19 protein-coding genes and 1 riboswitch are annotated in these 20348 nt (G+C 73.2%); of the genes, 13 read left to right on the top strand and 6 right to left on the bottom strand.

The window, feature by feature from the left end; genetic code table 11:
* Positions 1-102 precede the first annotated feature (102 nt).
* From AB0G79_RS15170 to AB0G79_RS15120, 11 genes are all read left to right on the top strand, one after another.
* Positions 103-714, top strand: coding sequence for a TetR/AcrR family transcriptional regulator (locus AB0G79_RS15170; protein ID WP_360806068.1), 612 nt, complete (start codon positions 103-105; stop codon positions 712-714).
* 310 nt (positions 715-1024) lie between these two features.
* Positions 1025-1936, top strand: coding sequence for a squalene synthase HpnC (gene hpnC, locus AB0G79_RS15165; protein ID WP_360806065.1), 912 nt, complete (start codon positions 1025-1027; stop codon positions 1934-1936).
* An 8-nt stretch (positions 1937-1944) separates the two neighbouring features.
* Positions 1945-2883 (top strand): presqualene diphosphate synthase HpnD, encoded by a 939-nt coding sequence (gene hpnD, locus AB0G79_RS15160; protein ID WP_360806616.1) that lies wholly within the window; start codon positions 1945-1947, stop codon positions 2881-2883.
* A complete protein-coding gene (gene hpnE / locus AB0G79_RS15155; protein WP_360806062.1) occupies positions 2883-4283 on the top strand; it encodes a hydroxysqualene dehydroxylase HpnE in 1401 nt (466 codons plus the stop codon). Before hpnD ends, hpnE begins: the two co-directional genes overlap by 1 nt.
* On the top strand, positions 4280-5380 hold the full coding sequence (locus tag AB0G79_RS15150; protein ID WP_360806059.1) for a polyprenyl synthetase family protein: 1101 nt from the start codon (positions 4280-4282) through the stop codon (positions 5378-5380). Before hpnE ends, AB0G79_RS15150 begins: the two co-directional genes overlap by 4 nt.
* Positions 5381-5487: 107 nt before the next feature.
* Complete coding sequence (shc, locus tag AB0G79_RS15145) at positions 5488-7530, top strand: squalene--hopene cyclase (protein ID WP_360806056.1); 2043 nt, start codon at positions 5488-5490, stop codon at positions 7528-7530.
* Positions 7530-8210, top strand: coding sequence for a 1-hydroxy-2-methyl-2-butenyl 4-diphosphate reductase (locus tag AB0G79_RS15140; RefSeq protein ID WP_360806053.1), 681 nt, complete (start codon positions 7530-7532; stop codon positions 8208-8210). Before shc ends, AB0G79_RS15140 begins: the two co-directional genes overlap by 1 nt.
* A 7-nt stretch (positions 8211-8217) precedes the next feature.
* Entirely contained in the window at positions 8218-9240 is a 1023-nt protein-coding gene (gene hpnH, locus AB0G79_RS15135; protein ID WP_360806050.1) for an adenosyl-hopene transferase HpnH, read from the top strand.
* A gap of 10 nt (positions 9241-9250) precedes the next feature.
* Positions 9251-10636, top strand: a complete 1386-nt coding sequence (locus tag AB0G79_RS15130) for an aspartate aminotransferase family protein (protein ID WP_360806047.1) — start codon at positions 9251-9253, stop codon at positions 10634-10636.
* Positions 10637-10715: 79 nt separating this feature from the next.
* Complete coding sequence (locus tag AB0G79_RS15125; RefSeq protein ID WP_360806044.1) at positions 10716-11348, top strand: helix-turn-helix domain-containing protein; 633 nt, start codon at positions 10716-10718, stop codon at positions 11346-11348.
* Between the two features lie 29 nt (positions 11349-11377).
* Entirely contained in the window at positions 11378-11530 is a 153-nt protein-coding gene (locus AB0G79_RS15120; protein WP_360806041.1) for a DUF6126 family protein, read from the top strand.
* Positions 11531-11620: 90 nt separating this feature from the next.
* On the opposite strand, the gene AB0G79_RS15115 is transcribed toward AB0G79_RS15120, so the two are convergent.
* Positions 11621-12442 carry a tyrosine-protein phosphatase gene (locus AB0G79_RS15115; protein WP_360806038.1) on the bottom strand — a complete coding sequence of 274 codons (822 nt, stop codon included), beginning with the start codon at positions 12440-12442 and terminating at the stop codon, positions 11621-11623.
* Positions 12443-12837: 395 nt separating this feature from the next.
* Positions 12838-12992, top strand: a riboswitch (cyclic di-AMP (ydaO/yuaA leader).
* Positions 12993-12996: 4 nt separating this feature from the next.
* Between AB0G79_RS15115 and AB0G79_RS15110 the strand changes: the two genes are divergently transcribed.
* Together AB0G79_RS15110 and AB0G79_RS15105 are read left to right on the top strand one after the other, a co-directional pair.
* The gene (locus AB0G79_RS15110) at positions 12997-14007 is read left to right on the top strand and encodes a LysM peptidoglycan-binding domain-containing M23 family metallopeptidase (RefSeq protein WP_360806035.1); all 1011 of its coding nucleotides are present in this window, start codon (positions 12997-12999) and stop codon (positions 14005-14007) included.
* Between the two features lie 176 nt (positions 14008-14183).
* Entirely contained in the window at positions 14184-14978 is a 795-nt protein-coding gene (locus AB0G79_RS15105) for an SGNH/GDSL hydrolase family protein (protein WP_360806032.1), read from the top strand.
* Here AB0G79_RS15105 and AB0G79_RS15100 read toward each other — a convergent pair.
* Genes AB0G79_RS15100 through AB0G79_RS15080 form a run of 5 tightly spaced genes read right to left on the bottom strand, consistent with a single transcriptional unit; the run spans position 14965 to position 20190 of the window.
* On the bottom strand, positions 14965-15825 hold the full coding sequence (locus AB0G79_RS15100; protein WP_360806029.1) for an STM4011 family radical SAM protein: 861 nt from the start codon (positions 15823-15825) through the stop codon (positions 14965-14967). The genes AB0G79_RS15105 and AB0G79_RS15100 overlap by 14 nt on opposite strands.
* Positions 15826-15834: 9 nt before the next feature.
* A complete protein-coding gene (locus AB0G79_RS15095; protein WP_360806026.1) occupies positions 15835-17175 on the bottom strand; it encodes an STM4012 family radical SAM protein in 1341 nt (446 codons plus the stop codon).
* A complete protein-coding gene (locus tag AB0G79_RS15090; RefSeq protein WP_360806023.1) occupies positions 17172-17993 on the bottom strand; it encodes an STM4013/SEN3800 family hydrolase in 822 nt (273 codons plus the stop codon). Before AB0G79_RS15090 ends, AB0G79_RS15095 begins: the two co-directional genes overlap by 4 nt.
* 11 nt (positions 17994-18004) lie before the next feature.
* Complete coding sequence (locus AB0G79_RS15085; RefSeq protein WP_360806020.1) at positions 18005-19234, bottom strand: STM4014 family protein; 1230 nt, start codon at positions 19232-19234, stop codon at positions 18005-18007.
* On the bottom strand, positions 19231-20190 hold the full coding sequence (locus AB0G79_RS15080; protein ID WP_360806017.1) for an STM4015 family protein: 960 nt from the start codon (positions 20188-20190) through the stop codon (positions 19231-19233). The genes AB0G79_RS15085 and AB0G79_RS15080 overlap by 4 nt, the downstream gene beginning before the upstream one ends.
* Positions 20191-20348: the final 158 nt, after the last annotated feature.

The raw sequence follows: 20348 nt of genomic DNA, 5'->3' as shown, positions 1-20348 counted from the left end.
CGAGGAGCCCCTGCCGGTTCACCGGTAGGGGCTCCTCCGGTTTCCGCGCGTCGCGGCCCCGCCCGGAATGTTCATGCGGTCAACATCGGGCAGGATGAGCCCATGGCAGCGATCTCGGGGGGAAAGACCTACCACCACGGCGATCTGCGCAACGCGCTGATCTGCGCGGCCGTCGACCTGGCCACCGACGGCGGCCCCGAGCGGGTCGTCCTGCGGGAGGCCGCCCGCCGGGTCGGCGTCTCGCCCACCGCCGCCTACCGCCACTTCGACGGGCGCGGCGAGCTGCTCCGTACGGTCAAGGTCCACGCCCAGCGCCTGCTCGCCGACTCCATGGAGTCGGCCGTCGCCCGTGAGCCCGGCCCCGAGGACGCCGCCCTGGCGGCCGAGCGCAGGCTCGTCGCCCTCTGCCGGGGGTACGTCGGCTTCGCCGTGGAGCAGCCCGGCCTGTACCGGGCCGCGTTCTGCGCCCCCCGGCCCGCCGAGGAGGCCGGGGCGTGGGCGGAGCCCGAGATCCGGGCGTTCACCCTGCTGAAGGAGGCGCTGGAGGCGCTGGAGTCCCTGGAGGTCGCGGCGGACGTCGCCGCGTGGTCCGCCGTGCACGGACTGTCACTCCTCCTGCTCGAAGGCCCCCTCCGCCGCCTCCCCGCGCAGCGCAGGAACGACGTCGTCGAGTCCACTCTCGCCATGGTCGTCTCCGGCACGCGGAGCCGCTGACCCCGCCGCACCCAACTTCCCTGCCGGATAGGGGAGTTGACAGGGAAACCGGGCGAAGTCCCTGCTCGGCGCCACCCCCGAACATCGACGGCCGTCGTACAACGTAAGCTGGACCGGTCTGTTTCGAGGCAAGTAGGGCCATACCCCGCGGCCATCGGGTCGCCCGGAGACGGCCCGGCGGGCAGGGGTCGGCGGCGTGTCCGAAATAGGATGGATTGGATCGGCAGTGTAGAACGGGAGTCGTGACGGCCATGACGCAGAATCTCCAGCTCCACGAGGGTGTCGCCGTCCCCTTGTCGGACAGCGCCCGGTGACGGGTACCCGGCAGGTGCGCCCCGACGCCTCCTCGCGCACCACACTCGGCAAGGCCGCGGACGAGAACTTCCCCGTGGCCCCCTTCTTCCTGCCCCGCGCCTGGCGCGACGACCTCATGGCCGTCTACGGCTTCGCCCGCCTCGTCGACGACATCGGCGACGGCGACCTCGCCCCCGGCGGCGCCGACGCCCGCCACCTGGGCCTCTCCCCAAAGGAGGCGGAGGACCGCCTCGCCTTCCTCGACGCCTTCGAGACCGACCTCCGGCGCGTCTTCGACGGCACACCGCACCACCCCCTGCTCCGCGCGCTCCAGCCGACCGTCCGCCGGTGCGGCCTCACGCCCGAGCCCTTCCTCGGCCTGGTCGCGGCCAACCGCCAGGACCAGCAGGTCCGCCGCTACGAGACGTACGACGACCTCCTCGCGTACTGCGAGCTCTCCGCGAACCCCGTCGGCCGCCTGGTCCTCGGCATCACCGGCACCGCGACGCCCGAGCGGATCCGCCGCTCCGACGAGATCTGCACCGCGCTCCAGGTCGTCGAGCACCTCCAGGACGTCGCCGAGGACCTCGGCCGCGACCGGATCTACCTGCCCGCGGAGGACCTGAAGCGCTTCCACGTCACCGAGGACGACCTCGCCCGGCCCACCGCCGGCGCCTCCGTGCGCGCGCTGATCGCCTACGAGGCCCAGCGCGCCCGCGACCTGCTGCACGCCGGCGTGCCGCTCGTCGGCAGCGTCCACGGCCGCCTCCGGCTCCTCCTCGCGGGCTTCACCGCCGGGGGACTCGCGGCGCTCGACGCGGTCACCGACGCCGGATACGACGTGCTCGCCGGGCCTCCCAGGGCCGGCAAGCCGAGCCTGATGCGCCAGGTCGGAGCGGTCCTGCTCCGGGCGCGGAAAGAGGGGTGAGCGTGACCGTGGAGGGACTGTCCCAGCCGTCCGCACCGGTCCAGGCCGCCTACAGCTACTGCGAGGCGGTCACCGGGCAGCAGGCCCGCAACTTCGCGTACGGGATCAGGCTGCTGCCGGCCGACAAGCGCCAGGCCATGTCGGCCCTGTACGCGTTCTCGCGGCGCGTCGACGACATCGGCGACGGCCCGCTCGACCCCGAGGTCAAGTGGGAGCGGCTCGAAGCGACCCGCGCCCTGCTCGACCGGGTCCGCGCGGGGGAGGTCGAGGACGACGACACCGACCCCGTCGCCGTCGCCCTCGCCGACTCGGCCCGGCGCTTCCCGATCCCGCTGGGCGGCCTCGACGAACTCATCGACGGCGTCCTCATGGACGTGCGCGGGGCGACCTACGAGACCTGGGACGACCTCAAGGTCTACTGCCGCTGCGTCGCGGGCGCCATCGGCCGGCTCTCCCTCGGCGTCTTCGGCACCCAGCCCGGCGCCCGGGACGCCGACAGGGCCCCCGAGTACGCCGACGTCCTCGGCCTCGCGCTCCAACTCACCAACATCCTGAGGGACGTCCGCGAGGACGCGGGCAACGGGCGCACCTACCTGCCCGCCCAGGACCTCGACAAGTTCGGCTGCCAGGACGGGTTCGGCGGCGCGACCATGCCCGCCGGATCCGACTTCGCCGGGCTCGTCCACTTCGAAGTCCGGCGCGCCCGCGCCCTGTTCGCCGAGGGCTACCGGCTCCTGCCGATGCTCGACCGCCGCAGCGGCGCCTGCGTCGCCGCCATGGCCGGCATCTACCGGCGCCTCCTCGACCGGATCGAGCGCGACCCGGAGGCCGTGCTCCGCGGCCGGGTCTCCCTGCCGGGACGCGAGAAGGCGTACGTCGCGGTGCGCGGCCTCTCCGGCCTCGACACCCGCAGCATCGCCCGACGCGACGTCAGGAGGCGTGCCTGATGGGCCCGAACGGCACCGACGGGGACACCCGGCAGCCGCACGTCGTCGTCGTCGGCGGCGGGCTCGCCGGGATCACGTCCGCGCTCCAGCTCTCCGACGCCGGGGTGCGGGTCACCCTGCTCGAAGGGCGGCCCCGGCTCGGCGGCCTCGCCTTCTCCTTCCGTCGCGGCGACCTGAACGTCGACAACGGCCAGCACGTCTACCTGCGGTGCTGCACCGCCTACCGCTGGTTCCTCGACCGCGTCGACGGCGCCCACCTCGCCCCCGTCCAGGACCGCATGGACGTGCCCGTCCTCGACGTCGCCCACCCCAGGGGGCCGCGCCTCGGCCGGCTGCGCCGCGACGCCCTCCCCGTACCGCTGCACCTGGCCCGCAGCCTCGCCGCCTACCCGCACCTCAGCCTCGCCGAACGCGCGAGCGTCGGCCGCGCCGCCCTCGCGCTCGGCCGCCTCGACCCCGCCGACCCGGCCCTCGACGGCATCGACTTCGCCACCTGGCTCGGCCGCCACGGACAGTCCCCGCGGACCGTCGAGGCGCTGTGGGACCTCGTCGGCGTCGCGACCCTCAACGCCACCGCGCCGAACGCCTCGATGGGCCTCGCCGCGATGGTCTTCAAGACCGGCCTGCTCTCCGAGGCGGGCGCCGCCGACATCGGCTGGGCCCACGTCCCCCTCGGCGAACTCCACGACACCCTCGCGGGCAAGGCCCTCGAAGCCGGCGGAGTGCGGGTCGCGCTGCGCACCAAGGCCGAGCGGATCTCCCGTACGGACGACGGGCGCTGGTCCGTCGAGGTGCCCGGCGAGACCCTCGACGCCGACGCCGTCGTCCTCGCCGTGCCCCAGCACGAGACGCACGCGCTGCTGCCCGAGGGCGCCCTCGACGACCCCGACCGGCTCCTCGACATCGACACGGCGCCCATCCTCAACCTGCACGTCGTCTACGACCGCAAGGTCCTGCGGCAGCCGTTCTTCACCGCTCTCGGCTCCCCGGTGCAGTGGGTCTTCGACCGCACCGGGTCCTCCGGCCTCAAGGGCCCCGGACAGTACCTCGCGGTGTCCCAGTCCGCCGCCCAGGACGACATCGACGAGCCCGTCGCCGTCCTCCGCGAGCGGTACCTCCCGGAGCTGGAGCGGCTGCTGCCCGCCGCCAGGGGCGCCGGGATCCGCGACTTCTTCGTCACCCGGGAGCGGACAGCGACGTTCGCCCCCACCCCCGGCGTCGGGCGGCTCCGCCCCGGCGCCCGCACCCGGGCAACCGGCCTCTACCTGGCCGGATCCTGGACCGCCACCGGCTGGCCCGCGACCATGGAGAGCGCCGTCCGCAGCGGCTTCAGCGCCGCGGGCGCCGCGCTCTCCACCCTCGGCCGCCGTCATGACCATCCGCTGCAGGAGGCGGCATGACTGTGAGTACCGGAACAAGAGGAGAGACCGTGCCGACTGTGCCGCCGGGTAATCCGGCCGTCGACACCGCGGACGTGTCCGCACTGCTGGAGCGGGGGCGGACCCTGTCCACCCCCGTACTGCGGGCGGCCGTCGACCGCCTCGCGCCGCCCATGGACACCGTGGCCGCCTACCACTTCGGGTGGATCGACGCCCAGGGCAACCCCGCCGACGGCGACGGCGGCAAGGCCGTCCGCCCGGCGCTCGCCCTGCTGTCGGCCGAGGCCGCGGGCGCCGCGCCCGAGGTCGGGGTCCCCGGCGCCGTCGCCGTGGAACTCGTCCACAACTTCTCGCTGCTCCACGACGACCTGATGGACGGCGACGAGCAGCGCCGGCACCGCGACACCGTGTGGAAGGTGCACGGCCCCGCGCAGGCCATCCTCGTCGGCGACGCGCTCTTCGCGCTCGCCAACGAGCTGCTCCTGGAGATCGGCACCGTCGAGGCCGGCCGGGCCACCCGCCGCCTCACCACCGCCACCCGCAAGCTCATCGACGGCCAGGCCCAGGACATCAGCTACGAGCACCGCGAGCGGGTCACCGTCGAGGAGTGCCTGGAGATGGAGGGCAACAAGACCGGCGCCCTCCTCGCCTGCGCCGTCTCCATCGGCGCCGTCCTCGGCGGCGCCGACGACCGGACCGCCGACAAGCTGGAGGAGTACGGCTACCACCTCGGCCTCGCCTTCCAGGCCGTCGACGACCTGCTCGGCATCTGGGGCGACCCGGAGTCCACCGGCAAGCAGACCTGGAGCGACCTGCGCCAGCGCAAGAAGTCCCTCCCCGTCGTCGCCGCGCTCGCCGCCGGCGGCCCCGCATCGGAGCGGCTCGGCGAACTCCTCGCCGAGGACGCCAAGTCCAACGACTTCGACTCGTTCTCCGAGGAGGAGTTCGCCTTCCGCGCCGCCCTCATCGAGGAGGCCGGAGGCCGCGAGTGGACCTCCCAGGAGGCCCGCCGCCAGCACGCCGTCGCCATCGCCGCCCTGCACGAGGTGGACATGCCCGACCGCGTGCGGGAGCAGCTCACCGCGCTCGCCGACTTCGTGGTCGTACGGAAGCGATGAGCGCCCGCACCCTGATATGAGTTCGCGGTCGCCGGCCGGTGCCTTCCGGCGCCGGCCGACGGCAGACCCGCAGAAGCAGAAGAAACCGACTGCCAAAAGGGGAAGCCATGACAGCGACGACCGACGGAAGCGCCGGGGCCTCGGGCCCCCGCGCGGCCGCGGCCAGCACGACGTACGCCTCCGACGCCGCAGCGCCGGACCTCGACGGGGCGGCGGCGCTGGCCGCGGAACGAGCCGTCGACGACCTTCTCGCCCGCCAGGACCCGGCGGGCTGGTGGAAGGGCGACCTGGAGACCAACGTCACCATGGACGCCGAGGACCTCCTGCTCCGGCAGTTCCTCGGCATCCTCGACGCCGACACCCTCCGGGCCTCCGCCCTCCACATCCGCCGCGCGCAGCGCGAGGACGGCGCCTGGGCCACCTTCCACGGCGGGCCCGGCGAACTCTCCGCCACCGTCGAGGCCTATGTGGCGCTCCGGCTCGCCGGGGACCCGCCCGAGGCCCCGCACATGGCCCGCGCCTCCGCCTGGGTCCGCGCCGGCGGCGGCATCGCCCGCGCCCGCGTCTTCACCCGCATCTGGCTGGCCCTCTTCGGCTGGTGGCGGTGGGAGGACCTCCCGGAGGTGCCACCGGAACTGATCTTCCTGCCCCGGTGGTTCCCGCTCAACATCTACGACTTCGGCTGCTGGGCCCGCCAGACGATCGTGCCGCTCACCGTCGTCTCCGCGAAGCGCCCCGTCCGGCCCGCGCCCTTCTCCCTCGACGAGCTCCACACCGACCCCGCCCGCCCGAACCCGCCCCGGCCCCTCGCCCCGCTCACCGGCTGGGACGGGGTCTTCCAGCGGCTCGACAAGGCCCTGCGCGTCTACCACCGGATCGCCCCGCGCGCCCTGCGCGGCACCGCGATGAACGTGGCCGCCCGGTGGATCGTCGAACGGCAGGAGAACGACGGCTGCTGGGGCGGCATCCAGCCCCCGGCCGTCTACTCCCTCATCGCGCTCCACCTCCTCGGCTACGACCTCGGGCACCCCGTCATGCGCGCCGGCCTGGAGTCCCTCGACCGGTTCGCCGTGCGGCGCGAGGACGGCTCGCGGATGATCGAGGCCTGCCAGTCCCCGGTCTGGGACACCTGCCTCGCCACCATCGCGCTCGCCGACGCCGGGCTGCGGCCCGACCACCCGGCCCTCGTCAAGGCCGTCGACTGGATGCTCGACGAGGAGATCACCAGGTCCGGGGACTGGTCCGTACGACGTCCCGGACTCCCGCCCGGCGGCTGGGCTTTCGAGTTCCACAACGACAACTACCCCGACATCGACGACACCGCCGAGGTGCTGCTCGCCCTGCGGCGGGTCGACCACCCCGACCCCGCCCGCGTCGAGGCGGCCGTCGCCCGGGGCGCGCGCTGGACGCTCGGCATGCAGTCCCGCAACGGCGCCTGGGGCGCCTTCGACGCCGACAACACCAGTCCGTTCCCCGACAAGCTGCCGTTCTGCGACTTCGGCGAGGTCACCGACCCGCCGTCGGCCGACGTGACCGCCCACGTCGTCGAGATGCTCGCCTACGAGGGACAGGCCGAACACCCCCGTGCCCGCCGGGGAATCGACTGGCTCCTCGCCGAACAGGAGCCGAACGGCGCCTGGTTCGGCCGCTGGGGCGTCAACCACGTCTACGGCACGGCCTCGGTGCTCCCCGCCCTGACCGCCGCCGGGATGCCCGTCTCCCACCCGGCGATCCGCCGGGCCGTCGCCTGGCTGGGCTCCGTCCAGAACGAGGACGGCGGCTGGGGCGAGGACCTCCGCTCGTACCACGACCCGGCCTGGATCGGGCGAGGCGTCTCCACCGCCTCCCAGACCGCGTGGGCGCTCATCAGCCTCCTCGCCGCGGGCGAGCGCGACTCCGAACCCGTCCGGCGGGGCGTCGCCTGGCTCGTCAGGACGCAGGCCGAGGACGGCACCTGGGACGAGCCGTACTTCACCGGCACCGGCTTCCCCTGGGACTTCTCCATCAACTACCACCTCTACCGGCAGGTCTTCCCGCTGACGGCGCTCGGGCGGTACCTGCACGGGGAGCCGAAACCCGCCACGGGCGCCCTGGCGCGGGCGCGGGCCCGGGCGGCGGCCGGGGCCGCACGGCCCTCCGAGGCGGGGTGATGGGCCGCGAGCGGGGAGAGGGCCCCGCGGACGCGCCCCCGCTGCTCGTCGCCTGCGCGCTGCGCATCGAGCGGTTCGCCCTGCGCGGCGGCGGCTCCGGCGGCGCTCCCGGCGCCGTCACCGTCGTGCGGACCGGCATGGGGCCTGCCCACGCCGACCGCGCAGTCTCCCGGGCGCTCGGCGAGGAGCGGTGGCGCGAGGCCGCCGTCATCGCCTCGGGCTTCTGCGCGGGGCTCGCTCCCGGCATGCACCCCGGGGACGTCGTCGTCGCCGACGAGACCCTGGGCCCCGACGGAACGACGACCCCGTGCGTCGGCACCGACCTCCTCGTGAAGGCCCTGGCCAGGGCCGTGCCCGGGCGGACCGTGCACACCGGCCCGCTCATCGGCTCCGACCACGTCGTGCGCGGGCCCGAGCGGGCCGCGCTCCGCGCCACGGGCGCCCTCGCGGTCGACATGGAGTCCGCGGCCACCCTCCGGGCCGCCCGGGCCGCCCGCCGCCCCGGTGACGGCCCCGAAGGGCGTCCGGTTGCGGCCGTCCGGGTGGTCGTGGACGCTCCGGAACATGAACTGGTCCGGATCGGCACGGTGCGCGGGGGAATATCGGCCTTCCGCGTTCTCCGTGCCGTCCTTCCCGCATTCTTCGAATGGCACCGTTCTTTGCTGCTCCCCAGGAGGTGAGCGAGTTATGGCCATGCCGCTCCGTCAGTCCATCCGGGTCGGGACCTACCTCTTCGAACAGAAGCTCCGCAAGCGTGACAAGTTCCCGCTGATCGTCGAGCTGGAGCCGCTCTTCGCCTGCAACCTCAAGTGCGAGGGCTGCGGAAAGATCCAGCACCCGGCGGGTGTCCTCAAGCAGCGCATGCCGGTCGCCCAGGCGGTCGGCGCCGTCCTGGAGTCCGGCGCGCCCATGGTCTCCATCGCCGGCGGCGAGCCGCTGATGCACCCTCAGATCCACGAGATCGTCCGTCAGTTGGTGGCGAAGAGGAAGTACGTCTTCCTCTGCACCAACGCGATGCTGCTCCGCAGGAAGCTGGAGAACTTCACCCCCTCCCCGTACTTCGCCTTCGCCGTCCACATCGACGGCCTGCGCGAGCGGCACGACGAATCCGTCGCCAAGGAAGGCGTGTTCGACGAGGCCGTGGCGGCCATCAAGGAGGCCAGGCGGCGCGGATTCCGCGTCACCACCAATTCGACCTTCTTCAACACCGACACCCCGCAGACGATCATCGAGGTCCTCAATTTCCTCAACGACGACCTCCAGGTCGACGAAATGATGATCTCTCCCGCCTACGCCTACGAGAAGGCGCCCGACCAGGAGCACTTCCTCGGCGTCGAACAGACCAGGGAACTCTTCAAGAAGGCCTTCGCGGGAGGAAACCGGCGCCGCTGGCGCCTCAACCACTCCCCGCTCTTCCTCGACTTCCTCGAGGGAAAGGCCGATTTCCCCTGCACCGCCTGGGCCATTCCCAACTACTCCCTCTTCGGATGGCAGCGCCCCTGCTATCTCATGAGCGACGGCTACGTCCCCACGTACCGCGAACTCATCGAGGAGACCGACTGGGACAAGTACGGCCGCGGAAAGGACCCGCGCTGCGCCAACTGCATGGCGCACTGCGGATACGAACCGACCGCGGTCCTCGCCACCATGGGCTCCCTCAAGGAATCCCTGCGGGCGGTCCGGGAGACCGTCTCGGGGAAGAGCGCGTGAGGCGGGCGCGATGAGCGGGGAGTTCGACCTGCGGGCCCTGCTCGCCGAGCGCGGCGGCGAGCGGTACGAGCTGCACGCGAAGTACCTCAACCCGCAGCTGCCGCGCATGCTCCACACCATCGGTTTCGACAAGGTCTACGAGCGGGCGGAGGGCGCCCACTTCTGGGACGCCGACGGCGTCGACCACCTCGACATGCTCGCCGGCTTCGGCGTCATGGGCCTCGGGCGGCACCACCCCGTCGTCCGCAAGGCCCTCCACGACGTCCTCGACGCCCAGCTCGCCGACCTGACCCGCTTCGACTGCCAGCCGCTGCCCGGCCTCCTCGCCGAGCGGCTGCTCGCCCACAGCCCCCACCTCGACCGGGTCTTCTTCGGCAACAGCGGCACGGAGGCCGTCGAGACCGCCCTCAAGTTCGCCCGGTACGCCACCGGGCGGCCCCGGGTCCTCTACTGCGCGCACGCCTTCCACGGGCTCACCGCCGGCGCGCTCTCCGTCAACGGCGAGGACGGCTTCCGGGACGGCTTCGGCCCGCTCCTCCCCGACACCGCGATCGCCCTCGGCGACCTCGACGCCCTGGAGCGCGAGCTCCGCCGCGGCGACGTGGCCGCCTTCGTCGTCGAGCCCATCCAGGGCAAGGGCGTCCACGAGGCGCCGCCCGGCTTCCTGCGCGCCGCCCAGGAGCTGCTGCACCGGCACGGCGCCCTGCTCGTCGCCGACGAGGTGCAGACCGGCCTGGGCAGGACCGGCGACTTCTACGCGTACCAGCACGAGCCCGGCGTCGAGCCGGACCTCGTCTGCGTCGCCAAGGCGCTCTCCGGCGGGTACGTGCCGGTCGGCGCCACCCTCGGCAAGGACTGGATCTTCAAGAAGGTCTACTCCTCGATGGACCGGGTCCTCGTCCACTCGGCGAGCTTCGGTGCGAACGCGCAGGCCATGGCCGCCGGGCTCGCCGTCCTCTCCGTCATGGAGGACGAGGACGTCCTCGGCCGCGTCCGGCGGGTGGGCGGGCTGCTGCGCTCGCGCCTGGAGGAGCTCGTGCCCCGGTACGAGCTGCTGCACCAGGTGCGGGGGCGCGGTCTGATGATCGGCATCGAGTTCGGCCGGCCGACCTCGCTGGGCCTGCGCGGCCGGTGGGCGATGCTCCAGGCGGCCCGCAAGGGGCTCTTCGCCCAGATGGTCGTCGTGCCGCTGCTCCAGCGGCACAGGATCCTCACCCAGGTCTCCGGGGACCACCTGGAGGTGATCAAGCTGATTCCGCCGCTGGTCGTCGACGAGGCGGACGTGGACCGGTTCGTGACCGCCTTCACGGCCGTCATGGACGACGCCCACGGCGGCGGTGGTCTGATGTGGGACTTCGGGCGCACACTGGTGAAGCAGGCGGTCGCCCAGCGCTGACCCCGTGCGTATGCCGGAGAGTTTTTGCCTCTGGGGCAAGAAACTTGCCTCAGAGGCATGATCCTGGCGGAATGGACGCATGGACCACGTCCCCGGGGAGACCTCCCCGGCCCCCGCCACCGCCGCCGACCTGCTGCCGGACGTCGCCCCGCAGCTGCGGGCCCTGCGCCGCCGCCGGGGGCTCACCCTGGAGGCCGCCGCCCACCGGGCCGGACTCTCGCCGGCCCACCTCTCCCGGCTGGAGACGGGGAACCGGCAGCCCTCGCTCCCGATGCTGCTCGCCCTCGCCCGTACCTACGGTACGACGGTCTCCGAGCTGCTCGGCGAGGCCCCTCCCGAGCACGACCCCGTCGTCCGGGCGGGCCGCTCCGACCCCGTCGAGGCCGACGGCTGGATCTACCGCCAGGCGGGCGGCGCCGGGCGCGCCCTCCAGTGCCTGCGCGTCCACGTGCCGTACGCCACGAAGGCCGACATCGTGCGCGTCCATCCCGGCGAGGAGTGGATCCACGTCCTGGAGGGGCAGGTGCGGCTCGCCCTCGGCGACGCCGTCCACGTCCTCGATCCCGGGGACAGCGCGCACTTCGACTCGCTCGTCCCGCACCGCATCGGCGCCGCCACGCGCGGCGGCGCCGAGCTGCTCTTCGTCCACACCCTGATGCAGAGCCCCGTCGCCGAGCGGTGTCTCGGCGACGGGACCCCGCACCGGCGCTGAACCCCTCAGAAAGGACCGACATGCCTGGAATGTCAGAGAAGTCCGCGGCGATCACCGGCGAGGAGCGCGGTGAGGGCAAGTTCCCGAAGGGGCTCGTGCTCCGCCTCTTCGCCTACCTGATCGCCGGTCACCTCTTCGCCGGCTTCCTCTACCTGCTGTTCAGCATGGGCGCCGGCCAGTGAGGGGCCGCAGCCAGTGAGGGGCCGCAGCCGGTGAGGGGCCGCGGCGGGTGAGGGGCCGCGACCGGTAGGGGTCGCCGGGAGCGGGGTGTCCTACGCCTCCGTGAGCAGACGCTCGCGGAGGCGTTCGCGCGTCTCGGGGGAGAGCTTCAGGCCCTCCGTGAGGTACGCCTCCACCGAACCCCAGGCCGCCTCGACCGATTCCAGGGCGGCCCGCAGGTACTCCACCCGCGCGTCGAAGAGCGGGCTGAGCAGCTCCATCACCTCGGGCGACATGGCGTCCGCCGAGGTGGAGCTGCGGCGCACCTTGTAGCGGCGGTGCGGGGCGTTCGACTTCACGTAGTCGGCCTCGATGGCCTCCCGCTCGACGCCGACCGCGAGCAGGGTGACCGCGATGGAGAGGCCCGCGCGGTCCTTGCCGGCCGCGCAGTGCATGAGGGCCGGGACGCTGTCCTCCGCCAGGGCGTGCAGGAGCCGGCTGTGCTCGGCGGTCCGCTCGACCAGCATCGTCCGGTACGAATCGGACATACGGGCCGCCGCCTTGCCGTCGCCCAGGATCTCCCGCAGCTGCACGACGTCGCCGTCGCGGACCATCTTCCAGAACTCCTTGCCGTCGGCCGGGTCGCTCAGCGGTATGTTCACGTTCCGCACGCCGGGGAGCTCGACGTCCGCGCCCTCGATCTGGCGGTCCGCGGTGTTGCGGAAGTCGAAGACGGTGTGGAGGTTCAGCGAGGCGAGGAAGGCCGCGTCCTCCTCGGTCGCGTGGGCGAGGTGGCCGCTGCGGAAGAGGCGCCCGGGACGGACCGCCCGCCCGTCCGTCGTCGGCAGGCCGCCCACGTCCCGGAAGTTGCGGACCTCCGCGAGCTCGGGCTCGTTCGCGTCGATGGGCGGGACCTGCGGCAGCTGCTGCGTCACGGATGCTCCTGGTGGTCGGTGTTCGGGTGCCGGGCACGCGAGATCGGTTCCTGGCGCAATCATCCAGGTGACGACGTGTCGGCGCACCCCATCTGGTGGAAATGGGCGATCTGTCCGTTATGAGGCCTAGGCCACAACGCGCCCCGCTTGAAGGTGAGATGAGAGGCCGCTCGTGAGCAGGGTCATAGAGGTGACGGATCGTGGTCGGAGGCCCGGAGCAATTCCCGTGCACGAAAAGGAAATCGAGGGACCGTCATCCACGCAGGGTGATCGAAATTCGGCCGGGAAATAGCCGCCGATCTTGGGAAGGGAAAAGTGCGGCTTGTTTGCTCCGACCCCGCTCGTCTAGCGTCGCCATCAATCCGGTCGGACCGCCTAATCCTGCCACCGCCCGGAATCCGCACTCATCCCATGCACGGCAGGAGCGGGGGACCCAGGAATGACGCCGGTCCCGCGACGCAGGACGGCTTGGGGTGAAGCCGCGTGACACGCGGCCGGGCATCTCCAGTCCGAACCCGACAGCTCACCTCGTAGGCGCCGGAGAGGAATTCGCCATGCCCGCGAAGGGTAAGCACCGCCGTCCCAAGTTCAGCCCCCTGACCCGCGGCCTCGTCGCCGCCGGTACGGGCGGCGCCGTCGTCGCCCTGCCGATCTTCGGCGCCACCGGGGCCTACGCCGCCGAGCAGGCCGCCCCGGCCGCCGTTCCCGCCCAGGCCGTGACCGTCGCCGCCCAGGCGAAGGCCCCCGCCGCGCTGAAGGCGACCCCGGTCGCCGCCGTGAAGGCCGCCCCGAAGACGTACTCCGTCGTCAGCGGCGACTACCTCTCGAAGATCGCCGACGAGCAGAACGTCGCCGGTGGCTGGGAGAAGCTCTACGAGGACAACCGCCAGGTCGTCGGTGAGGACCCCTCGCTGATCATGCCCGGCATGAAGCTGACCCTCGGTGCGAAGAGCACCCCGGCCGGCACCGTGAAGGCCGCCCCGAAGAGCACCGTGAAGGCGCACTCCCAGAAGGCGCAGACCAAGAAGAAGTCGTCCTCGGCCTCCTCTTCCTCGTCCTCCTCCGCCGCCTCGTCGCCCTCCTCCTCTTCCTCCTCGAAGAACGGCGACACCCAGCGCGCCTCCCGCAGCACCGAGCGCACCTCCGTGGCCGCCACCTCGTCCGGCTGGGTCGCCCCCGTCGGCAACGGCGTCTCCACCCCGTACCGCGCCTCCGGCTCCATGTGGTCCTCCGGCTACCACACCGGTGCCGACTTCATCGCCTCCTCCGGCACCACCGTCCGCGCCGTCGGCGCCGGCACGGTCGTCTCCGCCGGCTGGAGCGGCGCCTACGGCAACGAGGTCGTCATCCAGCACGCCGACGGCAACTACTCGCAGTACGCGCACCTCTCGTCCCTCTCCGTCTCCGCCGGCCAGCAGGTCGGCGGCGGCCAGCAGATCGGCCTCTCCGGCTCGACCGGCAACTCCACCGGCCCGCACCTGCACTTCGAGATCCGCACCTCGCCGAGCTACGGCTCGGACATCGACCCGCTCGCGTACCTGCGCGGCCACGGCGTCTCCATCTGACGCACGCGCTGACGCACGCCCCCCCCGCGCGCACCACGACGACGGCCCGGCACCTGTGTGCCGGGCCGTCGCCGTATTCCGTCTTGGGGAATTCTTTATCGGTGGCATATGTCACTGCTCGTCAACCCCTCCCTACGGTCGCGTAGGTCACATTCGAAAGGGAAGGATGTGCACCCGTGGCAGACGATTCGAGATCAGAAGACAAGAACGCCATCGGGTCGTACGCGGCGATCGGCGACAGTTTCACCGAGGGCGTCGGAGACCCCGGGCCCGACGGGACCTTCGTCGGCTGGGCGGACCGCTTCGCGGTCCTGCTCGCCGACCAGCTGCCGGAGCACGACACCTTCCGCTACGCCAACCTGGCCGTACGGGGACGCCTGCTCGACCAGATCGTGGCGGAACAGGTCCCGAGGGCGAAGGAACTCGCCCCCGACCTGGTGACCTTCTGCGCCGGCGGCAACGACATCATCCGCCCCGGCACGGACCCCGACGACGTGGCCGAGCGCTTCGAGCGCGCCGTAGCGGACCTCACCTCCGCCGTCGGCACGGTCATGGTGACCACCGGCTTCGACACCCGTGACGTCCCCGTGCTCAAGCACCTGCGGGGGAAGATCGCCACGTACACCGCGCACGTGCGGTCCATCGCCGACCGGTACGACTGCCCGGTCCTCGACCTGTGGTCCCTCAAGTCCGTGCAGGACCGGCGGGCCTGGGACGACGACCGGCTCCACCTCTCGGCCGACGGCCACACCCGGGTCGCGCTCCGCGCCGCCCAGGTCCTCGGCATGGAGGTCCCGGCCGACCCGGACCAGCCGTGGCCGCCGCTGCCGGCGCGCGGCACCCTGGAGGTCCGGCGCGACGACATCCACTGGGCCAAGGAGTACCTCGTGCCCTGGATCGGCCGCCGGCTCCGCGGCGAGAGCTCCGGCGACCACGTCGAGGCCAAGCGCCCGGACCTCATGCCCCTGTAAGGGGCGGTGCGGCGGGGATCCGCTCCAGGACCCCGCCGGCGAACACGTCGTACAGCGGCAGCGTCTCCAGGTGGACGTACCCGATGTGGCAGTCGCAGACGGCGAGGGGACAGGCGCGGGGACGCAGGGCGGCGCGGTACGAGCCGTCGTACAGGTTGCCCAGCTCCGCCCTGACGAAGTGGCAGCGCCGCACCGTCCCCTCGCCGTCCACCGAGATCACCGACTCGCCCGTGCGGCAGGGCAGCCCCGCCGAGCGGTGCGGATGCCGGCTGTACGGGAAGAGCGGGTCGACGGCCGTCCACTCCGCCGCCTCCGCGTCGGTGTACGTGTGCCCCTCGGCCGCGTTCACCCACAGGTAGACGTGCGGCGGCAGCGCGGCCCGCAGGCGCCGCGCCTCCTCCCGGTGCTCCGGGAGGCCGACCACACCGACGCTGAACCGGACGCCCCGGTCCGCGAGCTCCCGGCACTTGCCGAGGAACCGCTCGTACGGCGTCTGCCCCGGGTGGTACGTGCACCACAGCGCCACGCTCGCCGGGTCGGCCTCCGCCAGCCACTCCGTACGGCAGCTCAGATTGGTCTGGATCGCGACCCGCTCGACGTGCGGGAGCCGCGAGAGCTCCACCAGCGCGCGCCGGTACCAGGAGCGCACCAGACCCTCGCCCCACGGCGTGAACAGGATCCGCAGCCGGTCCTCCGTCTGCGCCGCCGCCCAGCCGGTGAACCGTTCCAGCGCGGCCCGGTCCGCGCGCAGCTGCTCCCGGCTGTCCCGGCGCTTCGCGAAGGGACAGTACGGGCAGTCGAAGTCGCAGGAGGAGAGCGGCCCGCGGTAGAGCACGGTGAGATCCACGACGACCGCCTACTTCAGCTCGTACGCGGCCATCGCGGCCCGCACGACGGGGGAGAAGAGCTCGGGGCCGAGCCCGTCGGAGTACGCCAGACCCTCCGGCGACAGCCGCAGCAGCCCGGCCGGCGCGTCCGCGTCGAGCCAGCCGTACTCCTCGAAGCGCGCGAGCTCCGGCCCGAAGTCGGCGAACGGCGAGGAGCCGAACCGCTCCTCGTACCCGGCGAGCGGCATCCCCTCGGCCTGGAGCAGCGACTGGAGCAGGTGGCGGCGCCGGGCCTCGGCCCCGGTCGTCGCGAAGCCGTGATGGGCCCGCGCGAATTCCTCCGGACCCGTCTCCGTGTACGTGTCGATGATCGTGCGGATCTTCCGCATGTCGACGGCGTAGTCGAAGGAGTAGTGCAGCGCCGAGGTGTACGAGCGGGCGCCGCAGCCCAGGCCGATCATGCCGTCCGTCTGGCAGGCGTAGTCGTCGGGCCCGGACGGGCCCGCGTCCGCACGGCGGAACATCCGCATCGACACCTGCTCGTAGCCGTGGGCGAGGAGGTGGTCGCGGCCGTACCGGTAGAGGCGGAGCCGCTGCTCGTCCCACTCCCGGTCCGCCGCGGCCGGGTCCTGGATCCGGCCGAGGCCGGTCAGCGGCCGCACGTACAGCGGGTAGAGGTACAGCTCCTCCGGGCGCCAGGCGAGGGCCGCGTCGAGCGAGCTCCGCCAGGACCGCTCGGTCTGGCCGTCGATGCCGTAGATGAGGTCGATGTTGAGGACGGGGACGCAGGTGTCGCGGATGCGGCCGAGCGCCGCCTCCACGTCGGCGCGCCGCTGCGGCCGGACGGCCGCCCGCGCCTCCGCCTCCACGAAGCTCTGCACGCCGATGCTCAGCCTGGTCGCGCCCCGCTCGGCGAGGACGGCGAGCCGGTCGGCCGTGGCGGTCGAGGGCGAGGTCTCCACGGAGAGCGGCACGGCCCGCAGGTCGGCGCCCATCCGCTTCTCGGCGATGTCGCAGAGCCGCTCCAGCTCGGCGGCGGTGAGGAAGGTCGGCGTGCCGCCGCCGAAGGCGGCCGTGGCGAACCGCACCGGCCCGCGGTCGCCGAGCGCCTCGCGGACGGCCGTGGCCTGGCGGTCGAGCGCGTCCAGGTAGCGGGTCGTCAGCTCGTCGGGTGCGCCGATCCGGGTGAAGAGGTTGCAGAAGCCGCAGCGGACCTCGCAGAACGGTATGTGCGCGTAGAGGGAGAGCGCGTCCTTCGGCTCGTCGGCCCAGAGGGCGGCGAGCTCGGGTCGCTCGGGAAGCGCGCGGTAGGCCGTCTTGTGCGGGTAGGCGTAGACGTAGCTGCGGTACGGGCGGGGGGCCGTGCTCATGCGGCGTCACCGTCCTCGGGGCCGGGCAGGACGAACTGCGCGTACGGCACCGTCCACACGACCTCGTGGCCGAGCCGGTGGCCGGTGAAACCGTCCTCCCCGTACGCCGTCCCGTGGTCGGAGCAGACGATCGCGAAGCACGGGCGGCGGCTGCTCATCGCGGCGAAGAGCCGGCCTACGTGCCGGTCCACGTACTCCAGGGCCGCCGCGTGCGTGGCCCGTGAGTCGCCCGCCTCGCGGGTCGCCCCCGGCAGGTGGAACCAGTTGGGCTGGTGCAGCGCGGACACGTTCACGAAGAGGAAGAGGCGGCGGTCGCGGGGGAGCCCGGCGACGACCTCCTCGGCGCGGGTGACCTGCGACTCGAAGGAGGTCGGCGAGGCGACGCCGAAGGAGGGCTCCCAGTGGCTCTCCTGGAAGAGGCCGGGCAGCACGGTGCCGAGCGGCGGCTGCTCGTTGAAGAAGCCCACCCCGCCGACGCAGACCGTCCGGTACCCCTCGGCGGCGAACGCCGACACGATGTCCGGCGTGTCGTAGACGTACGTGCCGTCGGCGGTCGTCTCGCTGCCCGCGAAGCGGGCCGCGAAGAGCCGCGGGTGCGGGCCGGGGGCGGCCGGGGTCGGCAGGAAGCCGGCGAAGATCGCCTGGTGGGAGGCGTAGGTGAAGCTGCCGGGCGCGTGCCGGCGCTCCCAGCCGCCCTCGGGCAGATGCCGGGCCAGGTTCGGGAGGCGCCCCTCGGCCGCCAGCTCGACGGCCACGTCGTACCGCAGCGTGTCGAGGGTGACCAGGAGCACGTCGTGGCTTCCGACGATCGTGTTCATGTCGGGGTGTTTCACGGGGTGCTCGTTCCTGTGGTGCGAGGTGGTGCGGGTGACGCGGGTGACGCGGGTGACGCGGGTGTGTCGAGTGGTCCGGGTGTGCCGGGTGTGCCGGGTGTGCCGGGTGGTCCGGGCGGGGTGTCCACGCGGCGGGTGAGGGCGGCGACCTGCGCCGCGTACGTGTCGAGCCCCTCGGCGCCGCTGCCCGGCAGGCCCGTCAGGCGCGGCAGCAGGTCGCCGAAGGCGTTGACCTCGCCCACCGCGAAGCGGCGCCAGCCGGCGGCGGGCAACAGGTCGACACCGACGCAGCGCCGGCCGGGGAAGGCGGCGGCGGCCCGCTCGCAGACCCCGAGCGCGTCCTCCCACCGGCCGCCGGCGGCGGCGATCGCGGCCCGGGCCGCCGCAAGGTCGCCGCGGGCTCCGCCCAGATGAAGGTTGGTCATGGGGGAGCGGCTGGTGCGGAGCACGGCGTGGGTGGCCCGTCCGTCGACGACCACGACCCTGAGGTCGGCGGCCCGGCCCTCCTGGGTCGCCTTGGGCAGCCAGCGCTCGACGTGCAGGCCGTCGGGGGCGAGGGCGTCCACGAGCGCGGCGACCTCGGCCTCGCGCGTGTAGCGCCGTACCCGCAGCGAGTTGAAGAGCCGCCCGTCCGGACCGCGCTCGACCGAGGTCGTGGCCTGGACCCGGCCCGCCCCGTTCGTCTCCACCGCCAGTACCCCCGACGCGGACGAGCCGTGCGCGAGCTTCACGAACACCCGGCGCATGCCCGGACCCCCGGTGATCGCCCGCACGTCCGCCCAGCCCCGTACGACCGGGGCGGAGGCGCCGGAGGTCGGCGACTCGGGCACCGGGACCCCGGCGGCCCGCAGCCGCGCGTGACCGAGCCGCTTGTCGAAGAGGACGGCCAGCTCGGCGGGGTCGTCGAGCAGGCGCGCCCCCGCCTCCGCCACGGTCCCGGCGAGCCCCGCCACGGCGGTGGTGAACCGCTCGTACCAGAGGCGGCTGCCCTCGACCCGGGCCGGGTCGTCGACCCCGCGCAGCAGGCGCTCCGCCTCGGGGTCCTCGCCGGGCGAGTCGAGCCGCACGGCCTCGCCCCCGGCGAACCGGGCCCGGCCGCGCAGCACCTCGGGCCAGGACACCACGCGCGCGGCGGGCAGCCCGGCGGCGCGCACGGCGTCCTGGAAGAAGGCGACACGGCGGCCCGCCGGATCGCCGACGACCACGAGGCGCGGGGCCTCGGTCATTCCGCGACCGCGACGTACCGGTAGACCTCGCCGTCCCCGTCGTCCTCCGCCTCCTCGGCGTCGTCGAGGACGACGGTCACGCCGTGCGGGGCGAGCGCGGCGCGGACCCGCTCCTGCATCGCCTCCGACAGGTAGTGGTGCGACAGGTCCAGGTGTTCGAGGTGGGTCAGCGACCGCCCGTCGAGGAGGGCGGCCGCGCCCTCGTCGGTGAGCACGCCCATCGAGAGGTCCAGGCGCTCGACCCGGGCGACGACCGGCGCGCCCGCCACGGCGGCGGCCACGGCGTCCTGGATCACGCTGTTGCGCAGGGCCAGGTCGCGCAGGGCCGGGAAGGCCGTCCCGGCCAGCAGCGGCGCCAGGTCCTCGGTGGTGCTGTCCCCGCCGTACTCGTCGGTGCCCAGCCACAGGTCGAGCTTCACCAGGGCGGGCAGCTCGCTGCCCACGATGCCGCGCACGACCTCGCCGCCCAGGCCGCCCGTCTCCACCACCAGGGTCTCCAGCGCGGTGTGACGGACCGACGGGAAGGCCAGGCCCGTACCGCCGCGCACACCGAACTCCCTGAGCGCCGGGTACGCGGCGAGGAGCGGCGTCACGTCGGACTGGATGATCCACGAGATCTCGCAGTCCTCGAAGGTCATGTCCCCGAGGAAGACCGCCTCCAGCGCCGTCAGCCGGTCGCGGGCGGCGCCCAGCGCGGCGACGATGTCGGCGGACGAGTTCTCGTACGCCTCGTTCCAGCCGCCGACGACCAGCGCCCGCACCCGGCTCGCGTCGACCGTCTTCAGGAACCGCTCGAACATCGGCTCCCACAGCTCGTCGTCGTCCTCGGCGTACGTCGCGGCGGAGAGCCGCCAGGCGACCGCGTCGGGCTCCGGGAGCTCGACCCGCGCGTCCGCCTCCGGGAGGTCGAAGACGGGCAGACCGTGGAATTCCTTGAGGTGGTGACCGATGGTCATGGTGGTGCTCCCGGCGACGACGAGGGGTATCGGCTGACGTGATGAGTTGTACCAAGCGGGTCCGACAACGGCCGTGGCCGGGTACGGCTGGTACGGAGAGGTGAAGCGGACCTGCGATCAGGAGTGGCGCCGGAGGGGCCGTGGTAACGGGTGTTGCG

Source organism: Streptomyces sp. NPDC020807 (assembly GCF_040641575.1).
In the GTDB taxonomy this organism is placed as follows: domain Bacteria; phylum Actinomycetota; class Actinomycetes; order Streptomycetales; family Streptomycetaceae; genus Streptomyces.
The sequence above is the reverse complement of the archived record's forward strand: the minus strand, read 5'-3'. Positions and strand labels throughout refer to the sequence as shown.

Excerpts from the sequence above, each read along its gene's own strand:
- AB0G79_RS15170 (WP_360806068.1), top strand. The coding sequence starts at position 103 with ATGGCAGCGATCTCGGGGGGAAAGACCTACCACCACGGCGATCTGCGC.
- hpnE (WP_360806062.1), top strand. The coding sequence starts at position 2,883 with ATGGGCCCGAACGGCACCGACGGGGACACCCGGCAGCCGCACGTCGTC.
- AB0G79_RS15150 (WP_360806059.1), top strand. The coding sequence starts at position 4,280 with ATGACTGTGAGTACCGGAACAAGAGGAGAGACCGTGCCGACTGTGCCG.
- shc (WP_360806056.1), top strand. The coding sequence starts at position 5,488 with ATGACAGCGACGACCGACGGAAGCGCCGGGGCCTCGGGCCCCCGCGCG.
- AB0G79_RS15140 (WP_360806053.1), top strand. The coding sequence starts at position 7,530 with ATGGGCCGCGAGCGGGGAGAGGGCCCCGCGGACGCGCCCCCGCTGCTC.
- hpnH (WP_360806050.1), top strand. The coding sequence starts at position 8,218 with ATGGCCATGCCGCTCCGTCAGTCCATCCGGGTCGGGACCTACCTCTTC.
- AB0G79_RS15130 (WP_360806047.1), top strand. The coding sequence starts at position 9,251 with ATGAGCGGGGAGTTCGACCTGCGGGCCCTGCTCGCCGAGCGCGGCGGC.
- AB0G79_RS15125 (WP_360806044.1), top strand. The coding sequence starts at position 10,716 with ATGGACCACGTCCCCGGGGAGACCTCCCCGGCCCCCGCCACCGCCGCC.
- AB0G79_RS15120 (WP_360806041.1), top strand. The coding sequence starts at position 11,378 with ATGTCAGAGAAGTCCGCGGCGATCACCGGCGAGGAGCGCGGTGAGGGC.
- AB0G79_RS15110 (WP_360806035.1), top strand. The coding sequence starts at position 12,997 with ATGCCCGCGAAGGGTAAGCACCGCCGTCCCAAGTTCAGCCCCCTGACC.
- AB0G79_RS15095 (WP_360806026.1), bottom strand. The coding sequence starts at position 17,175 with ATGAGCACGGCCCCCCGCCCGTACCGCAGCTACGTCTACGCCTACCCG.
- AB0G79_RS15090 (WP_360806023.1), bottom strand. The coding sequence starts at position 17,993 with ATGAACACGATCGTCGGAAGCCACGACGTGCTCCTGGTCACCCTCGAC.
- AB0G79_RS15085 (WP_360806020.1), bottom strand. The coding sequence starts at position 19,234 with ATGACCGAGGCCCCGCGCCTCGTGGTCGTCGGCGATCCGGCGGGCCGC.
- AB0G79_RS15080 (WP_360806017.1), bottom strand. The coding sequence starts at position 20,190 with ATGACCATCGGTCACCACCTCAAGGAATTCCACGGTCTGCCCGTCTTC.